Consider the following 15973-nt stretch of genomic DNA (forward strand, 5'->3'; position numbering starts at 1 on the left):
CTAGCGATTGATTTTTTTCAACTCACACCTTCCAGGCTGGGGGTTACCGAAAAACAACTTTAAAAATACTGAAATGTTCTGAAGCAATATTGGTGCTGAAGACCGGGCTGCGTGTGTCATTTGCTGCTGACCACTCGCGTGAGGAGATAAAAAAGGGGAGCCTCCGCTCCCCCCGTTTTTCCTGCCAGTGCCTTTGACTCAGCGCTTGGCCTGCAGCTTCGCAAACGCCGCCGCCATGGCCGACTGCTCTTGCGGCTGGGTGTTCGATGAACCACCACGCGGCGCACTGAACCGTTCATTGCGCGCTGCCGGCCGGTAGTTGTTGTCAGCCTTGCCCCCCGCACCCTTGGCTGGCATGGCCGCATCCAGCTTCATGGTCAACGAGATGCGTTTGCGGGCCAGGTCCACTTCCAGCACCTTGACCTTGACGATGTCGCCCGTCTTGACCACTTCGCGCGCGTCGTTCACGAACTTGTTGGCCAACTGGCTCACGTGGATCAGACCATCCTGGTGCACGCCCAAATCGACAAACGCGCCGAACTGCGCCACGTTGCTGACCGTGCCTTCCAGGACCATGCCTTCCTGCAAGTCCTTGATGTCGTCCACGCCATCGTTGAAGCGCGCCACCTTGAAGTCGGGGCGCGGATCGCGGCCGGGTTTTTCCAGCTCGGTCAGGATGTCTTTCACGGTGACGATGCCGAACTTTTCATCGGCAAAAGCTTCGGGCTTGAGCGTGCGGATCACGTCGGAGCGGCCCACCAATTCTGTGATCGGCTTGCCCGTGGCCTTGATCATCTTCTCGATGACCGGGTAGGTTTCGGGGTGCACGCCCGACATGTCCAGCGGGTTGTCGCCATCGCGGATGCGCAAAAAGCCCGCCGCTTGCTCAAACGTCTTGGCGCCCAGGCCAGCCACGTCCATCAACTGCTTGCGGTTCTTGAAGGCGCCATTGGCGTCGCGCCAGCGCACGATGCTGTTGGCCACCGTGGTGCTCAGGCCCGACACGCGCGACAGGAGTGGCGCAGAAGCGGTGTTCAGGTCCACACCCACCGAGTTCACGCAGTCTTCGACCACGGTGCTCAAGGTGCGGGCCATCTCGCTCTGGTTGACGTCGTGCTGGTACTGGCCCACGCCGATGCTCTTGGGGTCAATCTTCACCAGTTCGGCCAGCGGATCTTGCAAGCGGCGGGCAATGCTGACGGCGCCGCGCAAGGTCACGTCCAGATCCGGCAGCTCCTTGCTGGCGAACTCGGAGGCCGAGTAGACCGACGCGCCGGCTTCCGACACCACGACCTTGTCGATCATGGTGCCCGGGGCCAGCTGCTGGATGCGCTTGATGAGGTCGGCGGCCAGCTTGTCGGTCTCGCGGCTGGCAGTGCCATTGCCGATGGCAATCAGGTTGACGCCGTGGGTGGCGCACAAGCGGCCCAGGGTGTGGATCGAGCCTTCCCAATCCTTGCGCGGCTCGTGCGGGTACACGGTGCTGGTGTCGAGCACTTTGCCGGTGTCGCTGACCACGGCCACCTTCACGCCAGTGCGGATGCCCGGGTCCAGGCCCATGACGACGCGTTTGCCAGCGGGCGCAGCCAGCAGCAGGTCGCGCAGGTTTTCGGCGAAGACCTTGATGGCGGTCTTCTCGGCGTCTTCGCGCAGGCGCGAGAACAGGTCGCGCTCCAGGCTCAGGCTGAGCTTGACCTTCCAGGTCCAGCCGACGGTTTTGCGGATCAGGTCATCACTGGCACGCTTAGCATGACTCCAGCCCAGGTGGCGCGCGATGCGGCCTTCGGCCAGCGTGGGCTGGCCGGGCACGGTCTCTTCGTCCAGCACCAACTTGGCGTCCAGAAACTCCAGCGTGCGGCCACGGAACACGGCCAGCGCGCGGTGTGAAGGCACGGTGCGGATCGGCTCGTCGTAGTCAAAGTAATCGCGGAACTTGGAGATGTCAGGGTTCTGCTCGTCCTTGCCATCCATCAGCTTGGACTTGAACAGGCCCTCTTCCCACAACCAGTCGCGCATCTTGCCGATCAGGGTAGCGTCTTCGGCCCAGCGTTCGGACAGGATGTCGCGCACGCCGTCCAGCACGGCGAAGGTGTCGGCAAAGCCGCCATCGGCGTTGACGAAGGCGGCGGCCTCGGCTTGTGGATCGAGCGATGGGTCGGCGAACAGCTTGTCAGCCAAGGGCTCGATGCCCGCTTCGCGGGCGATCATGGCCTTGGTGCGGCGCTTTTGCTTGTAGGGCAGGTACAGGTCTTCCAGCTCCTGCTTGGTGGGCGCGGCCTCGATGGCGGCGCGCAACTCGGGTGTGAGCTTGCCCTGCTCGTCGATGCTTTTGATGACGGCTTCGCGGCGGTCTTCCAGCTCGCGCAGGTAGGTCAGGCGCGCTTCCAGGTCGCGCAGTTGCGTGTCGTCCAGGCCGTCGGTGGCCTCTTTGCGGTAACGGGCGATGAAGGGCACGGTGGCGCCCCCATCCAGCAACTCCACGGCGGCGTTGACTTGGGCAGGCCGAACCTTCAGTTCGGCCGCGATTTGCATCAGGATCTTGTTCAAGCGGGTGCCCTAGGAAAATCTACGGAAAAATGCGAGCGCATCTGCATCGATCAGGGGGCGCAGTTTGCCATAGGCGGGCCGCCTCACCAGCCCCTGGCAATCTGGGACAATACCGGACCTGCGCCTCGCCGCACCCACGTGTTTTTGCCCGTCCATGCCCCTGATTCCCTACGCCCTGTCCCGCGCCGTCCTGTTCAACCTGGACCCGGAAGTTGCCCATGAACTGACCATGGGGGCCCTGGCACGGTTTCAGAACACGCCTTTGGACTGCGCCTGGGGCGCCAGCCGGGTCAGTGATCCGGTTGAAATCGCCGGCTTGAAGTTCCCCAACCGCATTGGCATGGCCGCCGGCCTGGACAAGAACGGCCGGTGCATCGACGGGCTGGGCGCCATGGGTTTTGGCTTTGTGGAAGTGGGCACGGTCACGCCCAAGCCGCAGCCGGGTAATCCCAAGCCGCGCATGTTCCGCCTGCCACAAGCCAACGCGCTGATCAACCGCCTGGGCTTCAACAACGATGGCCTGGATGCTTTCGTGAACAATGTGCGGCGCGCACGCTTTCGCCAGCAAGGCGGCATCCTGGGCTTGAACATTGGCAAAAACGCCAGCACGCCCATCGAAAACGCGGTCGATGACTACCTGATCGGTCTGGAGGGCGTGTACCCCTGGGCGGACTACGTGACGGTGAACATATCGTCGCCCAACACGCAGAACCTGCGCAGCCTGCAAAGCGATGAAGCGCTGGACAAGTTATTGGGCGCACTGCAAACCCGCCGACAAGCATTGATGGCTCGCGACAAGCGCCACGTGCCCATGTTCGTGAAGATCGCGCCCGACCTGGATGAGACCCAAGTGGGCGTGATCGCGGCCACCTTGCAGAACAATGGCATCGATGGCGTGATCGCCACCAACACCACCATCAGCCGTGAAGCCGTCAAAGGCATGGCGCACGCTGAAGAGACCGGTGGCCTGAGTGGCTCGCCCGTGTTTGAGGCCAGCAACCAGGTGATCCGCCAGCTGCGTGCCGCCTTGGGGCCACGTTTTCCGATCATTGGGGTGGGCGGCGTGATGAGTGGCGCCGACGCGCGTGCCAAACGTGATGCGGGCGCCGACCTGGTCCAGATCTACACGGGCCTGATCTACAAAGGCCCCGAACTGGTCACCGATTGCGCGCTGGCGCTCAAGGGCTAACCAGCTTTGGCAGGCGTCACAGGGGCATCCACCAGCCGGATCGACGTCTCCAGCGCCTCCTGGCAATCCTTGAAGCTCAGGCCCAGCGCGCGGGCATAGCGTGTGAAGCAATGGTTCACCTGGGCTTGCAAACGTGTGGGTTCGGCCCCCACGGCCATGGTCAGTTCATTGGCCAGGCTGGCCACCGCACGCAGCATTTCTCCGCCATCATCGGGCCGACGCACCGGTGATGATTTGTTCAAAGGCCTCGCGGCCTGCAGCAGCTTGTCGTCCATGCCCCAGTAGCGCATCACGGCGATCGACAGTTCTTCCATGTCCACACCCAGTACCGCACCGGCGGCGGCTTCCATGTTCATGCCGGGGGTGGGTGGGCTGGTCGCATCGGGCGGTGGGCCGGGCTGCATGAGCCGGTCGATCTGGGCGGCTTCATCAGGGAAGTGGTAGCGCACCAGCAAGTGCCCCAGGCGCTGCGAGATCGCGGCCACCAAGGCCTCTTCGTCGCTGATGGAAAACGGGGCCAGCAAGCGCGCGATGTGCCCCGCGATGCAGGTGCGGCGCAACTCGTTTTCAAGGGCTGCCTGGGCTGGTGGCGTTGGCGCATCAGAGGTCGCTTTAGATTCGGCCGCCGCCAAGGCGCCAGGCCAGGGACGCAGCACCGAGGCCACATTGCGCAAACCCAATTGCCCCATCAGCACCACAGAACGGGTGATCGTGGTCACGCGGTCATCGCTGATGCCAGTTTGGAACCGCACTGTGTTCACGCTGCGCAGCAGCTCCCACACCAGGCCGGGGTCCCGGGCGATGACGTCGACGATGTCGTCCACGCGCAGGTTGTCCTTGCCCAGGGACTGGCTGAAAGCACGCCCCATGCGCGGCCGACTGGGCAAGCTGCCCACGGTGTTCAGCCGATCGATCAGCAAGGCCAGCGGCCCGCCGGACTCCTGCTCGTTGGTCTTGATCCAACCTTGCAAGGCGGCCAGCAAGGTGCGGGCGTTCAGGTAGCGCTGGCGTTGCTGGCGGTCGGTTGAACGGTTGACGATGGCCCGCAGGGTGTCGGGCACGGGTTGAGTGGCAGACCAAGGCAGGCGCACGATTTCGCGCCCCACACGCTGGGCTGCGCTGCACAGGTCGGGGTCGTCCAGGGCCGGACTGCCCGCCAAAAGTCGGTACATCAGCAAACCGGCCATCAGCACATCGTGCTCGGCCGCGGCACGTTGCTGCTGCAGGCCCGCGTTGGCTTTGGGTTTGCCGGGCACGTCGGCCATGAAGCCCACGCCCAATCCCGCCACGCCCGCGCGGCCATTGGGGTCAATCAACACATTGTGCAAGCCCAGATCGCGGTGTGCCACGCCCGCTTCATGCGCATAAGCCAGGCCTTCCAGCACATCGACCATCCAGCCGATCATCTCGACCAAGGTAGGTGTCGGACCTGCGGCCAGGCGCTCAATTAAAGACACGGACGCACCCCGGTGGGCGCTGACAAACGGCCAACCGTCCTGGATGCTGATCTCCAGCACATCGACCAGCCTGGGATGCTTCAGCCGGGCAGCGGCCTGAACGTCCTGGTGCCATGCTTCCAGATCATGGGGTGGCCGGGGCTGAGCGCGGGGCACACACAGCACCACTTCGTGCTGCAACCTGGGGTCCATCGCCCGCCAGGTGGTCGCCGCCAGACTGCGGCTCAGCAATTGGCGCAGCTCAAAGCGGCCAAAGTGCGGAACCGGCGGTGACGAAGGTGGCGTGATGACGGCCATGGGCAGTGGAAGAGGCTTTTTTCATGGGGTGATACATCACCCCGGCATGTCCGATTGAACCGCAGTTGCGCCAGTGTGAAAGTGTTTCAAAAGGCGGGAAGACGGCCTTTTTCAAACCGCTTCAACCAAGCGCCCCTCCCCGGTGATGAAAGCCGCCCGCACGATGTCCCCAGGCTGCAGTTGTGAAACGGCCTCCACATACTGACGCATTTGCGCCTGGTAAGCAGGCAGATCCTGAGGCCGATGCTGAAGTTTGTAGTCCAGCACCCACCATTCGCGTCCGCTGGCCGAGTCCATCGCCACCAGGCGATCGATCCGCAGCGTCTTGCCGTCGTGGATCAATCCCACCTCGTTGCCCGCCCAAGCCAGGCGCTCGGGGTCCAACCAGGCCACCAACTCCTGACTGCCCAGGATCTTGGCCACCAAAGGTTCGGCACGCGCCAGCAGCGCTGCCGGGGCCGCCAAAGCTTGGCAGGCCGATTGGATCGCCTGCTGGACACGCTGCGTGCTTCTCTGGCTGGTGGCCACCGTGGTCAACCACTCCAGGGCCTTGTGGACCACTTGCCCCAACGAGGCGGCATCCTCGGCCACAGGCTGCGTTGTGAACGGTATTGGGCTGGAAGGCGGGGCGTCCAAGACCGGCAGGACAGCCAAGCGGGCGTCGGATGACATTGACACATCCACGTCATGGGCCAATGCCGCCTCTGGCGGTTGCGGCACCCAGGCATGCGCCTCACCGACCGCCTGCGAATCAATCAAACGCTGCCACCAACTGCCATGCTTGTTGCTGGTGCGAGGCTGCGTTCGGCTGAACACCAGTTGTTCGCGGGCCCGGGTCAAGGCCACGTACAGCGCGTTGAGTTCTTCCCGCCGCTGGGCCGCGCGCTCCTGGTCCATGGCCTGGCTCAGGCTGGGGGGTGGGTTGGCCTCAGATCGGATGAACGCGCAGCTCACCGGGCGGGCTTCGCTTTCTGGCCAATCAACCATCACGGTGTGGTTGTTGGGGCGCCCTTCCTGGGCATCCGCATCAACGATGAACACCACTCTCGCCTCCAGCCCCTTGGCGCCGTGGATGGTCAACAACTGCACCGCCCCTGGGTGAACACGTGCTGGCAAGGCCAGCGGCAGGCGCTTGAGCGCCCGGATCCACCGGTAGGGCGTGGCATCGCGGCCGCCATCCATGTCCAGGCTTTGAGCCAACAGGGCGTTGATGTGGACCATGACTTGCGCCCGCATGGCAGGCGGAACGGTGGCCACCCAGCGTTCGCGGATCCGCCCTTCGGTCAACATGGCTTCCAACAAATCGTGCGGCGGCGCGTGCCGGGCCAGCGCTTGCCAACGGGCCAGCGACTGGGCCGCGTGCAGCACCGCCGGGCCCGCATCACCCCATGCCATCAGGGCGCTCCACCAGGTGCCACCCGCCGCCCGGGCTCGGGCGGCCAGGCCCATCACCTCGTCGTCAGACCAGCCAAAGACCGGGCTGCGCAGAGCGTGCGCCAAAGCCAGATCGTGTTGGGGCGACACCAGGGCTTCGACCAGGGCCACCAAGTCACGCACCTCGGGCGTGTCGATGAGCCGCGTGTCTTCAGGCGCCACATAGGGCACGCCCTGCGCCTGAAGCGCCAAGCCCACCCAAGCCAGGGTGGCGCGTTTGCGGCTGAGCACAAAAATGTCTTCAGGCTGCAGACCCTGATCGCGGATCAACTCGCCAATGGCCTGGGCCACGTGCACGGCTTCAAGCTGCTTGAGTGAAGAGTCTGGCTCTTCACGGGGCTCGACCAGGGTGTCGCGCCAGGCGATCTCCGCTTCCTGCCCGCGAGGCTCGCTCGCTGGGCGCGGCACATCGGGCAGCACCGACACCTTGGCCGCCTCATGCGATTCCGTGGTGTGCAGCCTGAAGCCGGTGAAAGCGCCTTCTGACACGGCGCTGTCCATCACCCTGTTCAGCACTTCGATGACACCGGGTGCATTGCGGCGCGTGTGATCGCACGACAGCAAATCACCTTGCAAGCCATCCAGCACGAAATGCTTGGCGGCCTCGAACACACGCGGGTCGGCGCGCCTGAAACGGTAGATGCTTTGCTTGGGGTCACCCACCAGGAACACCTGCATGGACTGGCGCCCGCTCAAGCCACCACCCGCCCCCGCATACCCGCCCAGCCACGACTTCATCGTCTGCCATTGCAAGGGGCTGGTGTCCTGGAACTCGTCCATCAGCAACTGCCGCACCTGCGTGTCCAGCCGCTCCTGGATCCAGCCCGCCACCGATGAATCGCTCAACAGGTGCGAGGCAGCCAGCTCCAGATCGACCATGTCCACCTGCCCTCGCTGGGCCTTGAGGCTGGTGTATTCCTCGAACAAGGCGCGGGCCAACAGGCACATGCGCTGGTGCTGGGCATGGGCCTGGGCCTGATCAAGCGCCAAGGCCAGGTCGGACAACCAAGCCACGGCCCACGCCAGTTCGTCGAACTCGCCCAGTTGTTTGCGAGGGCCCTTGTCCGTGAACAAGGCCAGGCGCAAGCCGTCGTATTGCGCCATGACATCAGCTTGCCCCAAGGCCTGTTCAATGCCGCGGCCTGCGGTTTGTGCCTTCGCGCCTTTGGCCTGGCACAACAATTTCGCCAAGGCCCAGAACTGATCCTTGACGGCGGACTTCAGCAAAGCCTCAAGCGGATCATTCACGCCTGCCCACTGCGCCGACCATTGGCCCACGGATTCAACGCTGCCTTCCAGGTGCCCAGCCTGATCGGCCAAGGTGATTTCAAGCCGGTTGGACAAGGCCGATTGCAGCCAGGACTCCAGGTTGAAGCGGCCCACGTCACGCACCATGGCCACAAAGGCGTCCAGTTCGACGCGCGCTTTGGGATCTGATTCAGTGGCCGACTGCTGCGCGTCCATGCGCCTGAGGAAGCGCCCCCACAGCTCGGGCCACAGCTCGCTGCTGTCTTCCACCAGGTTCAACTCCGGCGGCAGGCCCAGCTCGGCCAGAGCATCCAACGGTGCGGCACGCACCAGCCGCGAAAACCAGCCGTGGATGGTGTGAATTTCCACCCCACGGCCATCCTCCAACCACTGTCGATACAAATCGGCCAAGGCTGCCGAAGCCTGAACGGCCTGCGACGGCAGCATGCCGCGCATCACCAGTTGTTTCTGGCGCTCGGCATCATCGGCGTGGGCAAATTCGCGCAGCCATTCGTGCAAGCGCTCGCGCATCTCGCCAGCGGCCTTGCGCGTGAAGGTGATGGCCAGGATCTGCGAAGGCGCCACGCCATCCAGCAAAGCCCGCAAGATGCGAGACACCAACATCCAGGTCTTGCCTGCCCCAGCACAGGCCTCGACCACCACGCTGCGCTGGGGATCACAAGCCACTTGGTAAAACTGCTCGCGCGGCACGGCGTCGTCGTTGATGCGGTAAGCGGCCAAACTCATGGCAGCACCTCCGCCAAAGTCCAATGATCACGCCGGCACAGGCCGCGCACCTCGCAGTAGTCGCACGCCACGCCTTCGCCCAAAGCGGGCATGGCGGCCCCGGCCAGCAAACGTGTCAGGTCCATGCGGACCCCTTCCACCAAGGCCTGAGCCGACTCGATCACATGAGGGTGTTCCACCGGGGTCACGCCTTTTTCATCCATCTGAAGGTACAGGCCCTCAACCGCCTGGGTCACCCGCTGCGGATCGCCAGGATCAACCGTGGCCGACGCATGTTGCGCTAAGGCGGCATAGAAGGCCAACTGCGTGTCTTCCAGTGGTTGCCTGACCTTCTGCTTGAGCCCCTCAAGCGAGCCCGTCTTGTAGTCGATCACGGTCCAAGCAGCGTCTTCACCACCCTGGCCTCGACGGTCCAGCCGGTCGAGTTGGCCGTGCAGGGTCACCGTCACGTCCTCGCCTGATTCGCAGGACAAAGCCATGGGCCACTGCACCACTTCTTCGGCTTTCGCGAAGCGCCAGCCCTGGCCCTCATGGCCATGTAGCCAAGCCACATAGTTCACGGCCAAGCGTTCCAGCGTGGCGGCAAAGGGCAAGAAAAAAGGCCGCCGGCTGTCACGGTCCAGTCCCTGCGCCTGTGTCACGCTCTGTGCGGCCTGCACCCACAGGGCCACATCGTCAACCTTGGCGTCCGACACCTCATCACGGCGTGTGTGAAAACTTTGCAGCACCGCATGCAACCACACCCCAAAGTCAGACCGATCCACGCCCTCTTCCAGTTCGTCCAGCTGCCGCAGGTTCAACACATGGCGGGCAAAGAAGCGGTAGGGGCATTGGCGCAAGGACTCGTAAGACGTGGCCGTGATCTGCGCTGGCAGCGGCAACTTCAAACCACCACTGGCGACACCTGATGCCAGCAGATGCCGCAGGCGGGGACGGGGCATGTCCATCGGCAAAGCCGGCACCATCTGCGTCAGCCGAACATCTTGCAGGTGGCCCAGAGCCTGCCCAGTGTGCATGGACCACCGCTCGAACCAGGGACTGGGCTCCAAGGGCTCACGCCCATTGGCTTCTCGGCACAGGCACGCCATGCCAGGCTGGGCCATCAGCAAGGCAAACGAGGCCCACTGCGCATCGCGGGTGGTCACCTTGGTCGGCAAGCCCATCTGCTCCGACAAGGCACCGTGCACCCACCCTGGCACACCATTCATGGCACCCAATTGCCCTTCATCCGAGCCCGGCATCACCACCGCGCTGAAGGGCCGGAGCACGGCGCGTGTCAAAGGCGTCACCACCACATCCACCTTGGCATCACCTACCGCCGCCGATTCCAGGCGGAAGCTGGATTCCTCCAGCACATCGTCAACCCAGTGGCTCAGGCCATGGCCATCCATGCGCAAGTCCTGGGTCACCAAGGGCCATGCCGAAGTTTCACTGCCATCTTCGGTGCTCAGGTGCAGTGCCTTCAGCACCGACACCCCGGCCACATCGTCCGCCAGCGCTTGCCAGGCCCCGCAGTCCTTCAAGGCCTCGGCCACCTGCGCCAGCAGCATCGACAAAGGCGCGCGACCACTGCCCCACAAAGGCGCCAGCAATTGCACGGTCTGCCGAGCTCGCGACCACAATCGATGCGCAAGCTCGGGCATCGCCTGCCGCCCATCGGGCACCAGGTCCGTGGCCATGTCCTGGCCATGTCCCGACAAGCCCCAGGCCACCAGCAAGCCATGCCGTCGGCACCAGGTCTCCAAAGAGGCCACGGCGGCATCCAACTCAGCAGGTGCCCCAAGCTCGGGCCAGCTCACCCAGCCTGACTTGAGCCAATCCAGCAAATCATCGGTGGAAGCGCGTGGCTGCGATGCCGCCAGCATGCGCGTCACGGCGGCGCCTGCGCGCGTGGTCGACAGCTTCCAGCCCGTCTCGTCCGACAAGGTGGCACCAGCCCCCTCCAGCAAAGCACGCACGCGCCTGACCAGGCTCCGGTCCAGCGCAATCAAAGCCACGGGATCACCTGCGAATGCCCGGGCTTTCTGAACCGCCGCCAGCACCTGGGCCGTGGCTTGCTGCGCCTCATCTTCAAAGTCCTGGCAGCGGGCCAATGCAGGCACGCCCGCGGCATCACCCTGCCCTGGCGCCGCCACGGCGTTCATCCACAAGGCTGGCACGCCCGACAGCACCGCCTGCCTCAACACGGCCAACATCACCGATGACTCGCTGCCGGGCACCACGGTCTCGCCCGCCGTCACGCCAACCCAGGCGGCAGCCCGATGGCTGAACAGCACATCCGTCGCCCAATGGCCATCGTCGCTGCTGGCCGCCCACTCCAGTGCCCAGGCCAGCAGCAAGCGTTCGCGTGCGCCCGGCCCCGTGCTGGCGGCATGGGCCGCGCTCAGCACGTCTCGGCAGGTCGCCCAGTAAGCCAGGCGCTTGTGCGGTGGACAAGCTTGTGCCACACGCACCCACAAGTGAGCGCAATCCACCACCTGCGCCACCGCATGCTCGAACGCCCTTCGGTCACGCTGAGCCCATTGCCGCCCCCATGTCTGAGCGCTCAGGGCCTGGGTCACCAATAGGCGATCCAGCACCACATCCAATGTGGGTGCGGGCCCCAATTCGGCACTCACCGGCGCAGAGGCCTTTGCCTCCAGTGACCAGGCCAACGCTTGAGCCAGGGTCGGCACTGTTTCGATCTGCGGCAACCACCCGCCCACGGTACGGGCCCAGGCCTGCCGCACCACGGGCAGCAAAGCCCCCACGGGCAACAGCACCACCACATCGCGGGGGCTCAGTCTGTTGTCAGCACACCACCCGGAAACGGCACGGGCCCACTCATCCCAGCAATCGCGCGCGGGGCGCCCTTGCGCCCAAAGCCAGGCCGTGGGCTGCAAAATCTCGTTTTCGTCGCTGACTATGGCGGTCATAGGGTGATGGTCTCTTGTGGCCTGCTGCAACGGCCACATCTTCTGTGTCAGAATCTTCTCAACCATTCTGGTGGTTATTTTGCAGTTCACGCACCGCCGGAGTCACCAAGGATAGTTCCATGAGCAGCGACCTGATCAAACACATTTCCGACGCATCTTTCGATTCCGACGTCCTTCAATCGGCCCAGCCCGTGCTGGTTGATTACTGGGCTGAATGGTGCGGTCCCTGCAAGATGATCGCCCCCATCCTGGACGAGTTGGCCACGGATTACAGCGGTCGCCTGAACGTCGCCAAGATGAACGTGGACCAAAACCGTGACGTGCCCGCCAAATTCGGCATCCGCGGCATCCCCACGTTGATGATCTTCAAGGGCGGCCAACTGGCGGCCACCAAAGTCGGCGCGCTGTCCAAGGCTCAACTCACCGCCTTTGTCGACGCCAATCTCTGATTTATTGGCGTTTCCTTCCTATAATGAGCCCACCAGCTGATATTCTTGTGGCTGGTTCTCGTCAAGCTGGGCAGTGACCAACTACCTGGTGGGTGCCACAGGCCCGCGCTGATGCCGTCCCAGGCAACAGTGCTTGCACACCAAGGCCTGTGCGCCTTTTCTTTCTACCCCCTTCGAATTCACCCACGATCTGACCCCCAGGTTTGCGCAGCTCGCCATCGAACCGCAGCAGCTTGAAGGGTTTCGTACAGGGTCCCAATCCATGCACCTTTCAGAACTGAAGGCTTTGCACATCACCGAATTGACAGTGATGGCAGAAGCCCTTGAGCTCGAGAACATCTCCCGCATGCGCAAGCAGGAGTTGATGTTCGCCATCATGAAAAAGCGCGCCAAGGCGGGCGAGCAAGTCTTCGGCGACGGCGTCCTCGAAGTGCTGCCCGATGGCTTCGGCTTCCTGCGCGCCCTCGACATGAGCTTCCTGGCCAGCACGGACGACATCTATCTGTCGCCCAGTCAGGTGCGGCGCTTCAACCTGCACACCGGCGACATGGTTGAAGGCGAAGTGCGCGTCCCCAAAGATGGCGAGCGTTATTTCGCGTTGGTGAAGGTCGACCGGGTCAATGGCCTGTCGCCCGAAGTCAACAAGAACAAAATCATGTTCGAGAACTTGACGCCACTGTTCCCCGATGAACAGTTCAAGCTCGAGCGTGAAATCAAGACCGATGAAAACATCACCAGCCGCATCGTCGATCTGATCGCCCCCCTGGGCAAAGGCCAGCGCGCCCTGCTCGTCGCCCCACCCAAGAGCGGCAAGACGGTGATGATGAAGAACCTGGCGCACGCGCTGACCAACAACTACCCTGACGTCCACGTCATCGTGCTGCTGGTCGACGAACGCCCTGAAGAAGTGACCGAAATGCAGCGCACCGTGCGCGGCGAAGTCATCAGCTCCACCTTTGACGAACCGGCCCAGCGCCACGTTCAGGTCGCCGAAATGGTGATCGAACGCGCCAAGCGCCTGGTCGAATTGAAGAAGGACGTGATCATCCTGCTGGATTCGATCACCCGCCTGGCCAGAGCCTACAACAACGTCTTGCCGTCCTCCGGCAAGGTGCTGTCGGGCGGTGTTGATTCGAACGCCCTGCAGCGCCCCAAGCGCTTCTTCGGCGCGGCGCGCAACATCGAAGAAGGTGGCTCGCTCACCATCATCGGCACCGCCCTGGTCGACACCGGCAGCCGCATGGATGAAGTGATCTACGAAGAATTCAAGGGCACCGGCAACTGCGAAATCCACCTGGATCGCCGCATGTCGGAAAAGCGCGTTTACCCGTCGATCCTGCTGAACAAGTCGGGCACACGCCGCGAAGAACTTCTGCTCAAGCCCGATATCCTGCAAAAAAGCTGGATTTTGCGCAAATTGCTCTACCCGATGGACGAAATCGAAGCGATGGAATTCATCCTCGACAAAATGAAGTCCACCAAAAATAACCACGAATTCTTCGATTTGATGCGTCGTGGTGGTTAATGTATAATGTCGGGTTTTCCGGCTGAGAGGAAAGTGCGCGTGCATGGTGCCGCGTGGCTTCCGATTCTCAACAGCACATGAAGGTTAGAAGATGAAAGACGGCATTCACCCCAACTACCGCGACGTTTGCTTCGTGGACCAGTCCAACGGCTTCAAGTTCGTGACTCGTTCATGCTCGCCTGCCCGCGAAACCATCAAGATGGAAGACGGCCGCGAACTGCCGCTGTTCAAGCTGGAAACCTCGAGCGAATCGCACGCTTTCTACACCGGCACCCAAAAGAGCATCGACTCCCTGGGCGGCCGTGTCGAGAAGTTCCGCAACAAGTTTGCGCACCTCAAGAAGTAATTGGTCTGTCAGGATGTGCGTCCGGTTTCGGAATAGCACGCCTGCTGATTCAATCACTGATCAAAGGGCGGCTTCGGCTGCCCTTTTTATTTGCGCTGATTTGGCGCTGACGCGCTGATGCCCACACCCGAATGAGCTCTTCCTCCCAGGCCGTCACCCCCGCGCTGGTGACCCAGAAAGCCGTGAAGCGGTTGCCACGCTGGGCACTGCTGCTGTTCTGCATCGCCTACGTGCTGCCAGGGCTGTTTGGTCGCGACCCCTGGAAGGGCATCGACATCGCATCGTTCGGGCACATGTGGAGTTTGGCAGACGGCCAGACGTCCTGGCTGCACCCCAACGTGGGCGGTGTTCTGCCCGCTGGCGGCGGCATCCTGCCCTATTGGCTGGGTGGTGCGTTCATTGCATTTCTCAGCCCCTGGCTCGACCCAGCTTTTGCCGCGCGCATTCCGTTCGCATTGCTGCTGGTCTCGGTCATGAGCCTCACCTGGTACGCCACCTACCACCTGGCACGCACCAAAGCCGCCCAGCCCCTGCCCTTGGCCTTTGGGGGCGAAGCCCTTCCGCAAGATTACGCCAGGGCCGTGGCCGATGGGTCGGTGCTGGCCTTGATTGCCAGCCTGGGTTTGCTGCAATTGGGCCATGAAACCACCCCTGAGCTTCTGCAACTGGCGGGTGGCACCTTGTTCATGTATGGCCTGGCCGCGGCGTCAGTCCGCCCTTGGCAAAGCCGCCTGGCCACCCTGGTTTGCCTGCCGGTGATGGCAGCCAGCGGCAGCCCCACCGTCGCCATCGAACTGGCCGCGGCCGGCATGCTGATCTGTGCCTTGTCCGACGACGCGGTGATGCGCTCGCACATGAAGTGGGTGGCGGCCAGCGGCCTGCTGGCAGCGGCCTTGGCCAGCGCTTTGAGCTCCACCGGTTTGCCGGGATGGGCCCTGCGCATCGACCACTGGTCAGGCATTGGCCGGACCTTGCGCCTGTTCACCTGGTTCACCTGGCCGGTGTTGCCGCTGGCGGCCCTGACAGTTTGGCACTGGCGACGCCAGGTGGCGCGCAGGCACATTGCCGTGCCGCTGTTTTCGGCGCTGGTGGGCTTTGCGGCCTGCATTGTCATGGATGCCAACGACCGGGCCCTGTTGCAAGCGCTGCCCGCCTTGGCGGTGTTGGCCGCTTTCGCCTTGCCCATCCTGCAGCGCAGCCTGGGTTCGGCCATCGATTGGTTTTCGGTGTTCTTCTTCACCACGGCGGCACTGCTGATCTGGTTGCACTATGGCGCCATGCACACCGGCGTACCCGCCAAGATGGCGAGCAATGTCGCCAAGCTGGTCCCGGGTTATGCCGCCGATTTCTCATGGCCCTTGCTCATCCTGGGCGCCGTGGCCACGGCGGCGTGGCTGGCACTGGTGCGCTGGCGCACGGCCCGCCAGTCCCATGCTTTGTGGAAAAGCCTGGTGTTGCCAGCAGGCGGTGTTGCCCTGTGCTGGTTGCTGGCCATGACCTTGCTGCTGCCCCCACTGGATCAATCGTTGAGCTACCGCCTGCTGGTCAACCGCGTCAAGCGCCACGTACCGGTGGGCACGTGCATCGCCGCGCCCAACGCCTCGACAGGTTTGTTGACGGGGCTTGAGTATTTCGGGCGCTACCGTGTTGATGGCCTGACGCCACCAGACAAGGTTCCCAAGGCCTGCCCGGTCTTGATCTACAGTCTGCCCGCCAGGCAAACCGCCCCCTCTTTCCCAGGCTGGCGCCGGGTCGCACGCGAGAATCAGCGAACCCAGAATTCCGAGTCCGTGGCAATCTACCGCCGAGCCTCTTGAGG

General features: G+C 63.4%; 9 protein-coding genes. 5 read left to right on the plus strand and 4 right to left on the minus strand.

The features are described from left to right. Positions 1–198: 198 nt before the first annotated feature. The gene (locus Q7V20_RS08320) at positions 199–2547 is read right to left on the minus strand and encodes a Tex family protein (protein ID WP_304789070.1); all 2349 of its coding nucleotides are present in this window, start codon (positions 2545–2547) and stop codon (positions 199–201) included. 154 nt (positions 2548–2701) lie between these two features. Here Q7V20_RS08320 and Q7V20_RS08325 point away from each other — a divergent pair, with 154 nt between their 5' ends. Further along, entirely contained in the window at positions 2702–3736 is a 1035-nt protein-coding gene (locus tag Q7V20_RS08325) for a quinone-dependent dihydroorotate dehydrogenase (protein ID WP_304789071.1), read from the plus strand. Here Q7V20_RS08325 and Q7V20_RS08330 read toward each other — a convergent pair. The 3 genes from Q7V20_RS08330 to Q7V20_RS08340 all read right to left on the minus strand — a co-directional run bounded on the left by Q7V20_RS08330 (position 3733) and on the right by Q7V20_RS08340 (position 11834). After that, positions 3733–5490, minus strand: coding sequence for an HDOD domain-containing protein (locus tag Q7V20_RS08330; protein ID WP_304789073.1), 1758 nt, complete (start codon positions 5488–5490; stop codon positions 3733–3735). The two genes, Q7V20_RS08325 and Q7V20_RS08330, sit on opposite strands and share 4 nt — an antisense overlap. 111 nt (positions 5491–5601) lie before the next feature. Further along, the gene (locus tag Q7V20_RS08335) at positions 5602–8919 is read right to left on the minus strand and encodes an exodeoxyribonuclease V subunit beta (RefSeq protein WP_304789075.1); all 3318 of its coding nucleotides are present in this window, start codon (positions 8917–8919) and stop codon (positions 5602–5604) included. Next, complete coding sequence (locus Q7V20_RS08340) at positions 8916–11834, minus strand: PD-(D/E)XK nuclease family protein (RefSeq protein ID WP_304789077.1); 2919 nt, start codon at positions 11832–11834, stop codon at positions 8916–8918. Before Q7V20_RS08340 ends, Q7V20_RS08335 begins: the two co-directional genes overlap by 4 nt. Before the next feature lie 119 nt (positions 11835–11953). Between Q7V20_RS08340 and trxA the strand changes: the two genes are divergently transcribed. The 4 genes from trxA to Q7V20_RS08360 all read left to right on the plus strand — a co-directional run bounded on the left by trxA (position 11954) and on the right by Q7V20_RS08360 (position 15971). After that, positions 11954–12283, plus strand: a complete 330-nt coding sequence (gene trxA, locus Q7V20_RS08345; RefSeq protein WP_230181051.1) for a thioredoxin TrxA — start codon at positions 11954–11956, stop codon at positions 12281–12283. Between the two features lie 262 nt (positions 12284–12545). After that, positions 12546–13808 carry a transcription termination factor Rho gene (rho, locus tag Q7V20_RS08350; protein WP_304789079.1) on the plus strand — a complete coding sequence of 421 codons (1263 nt, stop codon included), beginning with the start codon at positions 12546–12548 and terminating at the stop codon, positions 13806–13808. A gap of 91 nt (positions 13809–13899) precedes the next feature. Then, on the plus strand, positions 13900–14154 hold the full coding sequence (locus Q7V20_RS08355) for a type B 50S ribosomal protein L31 (RefSeq protein WP_230181053.1): 255 nt from the start codon (positions 13900–13902) through the stop codon (positions 14152–14154). Between the two features lie 131 nt (positions 14155–14285). Next, positions 14286–15971, plus strand: coding sequence for a hypothetical protein (locus tag Q7V20_RS08360; RefSeq protein ID WP_304789082.1), 1686 nt, complete (start codon positions 14286–14288; stop codon positions 15969–15971). Positions 15972–15973 lie beyond the last annotated feature (2 nt).

The sequence above is a fragment of the Aquabacterium sp. genome, assembly GCF_030652515.1.
In the GTDB taxonomy this organism is placed as follows: domain Bacteria; phylum Pseudomonadota; class Gammaproteobacteria; order Burkholderiales; family Burkholderiaceae_C; genus Aquabacterium.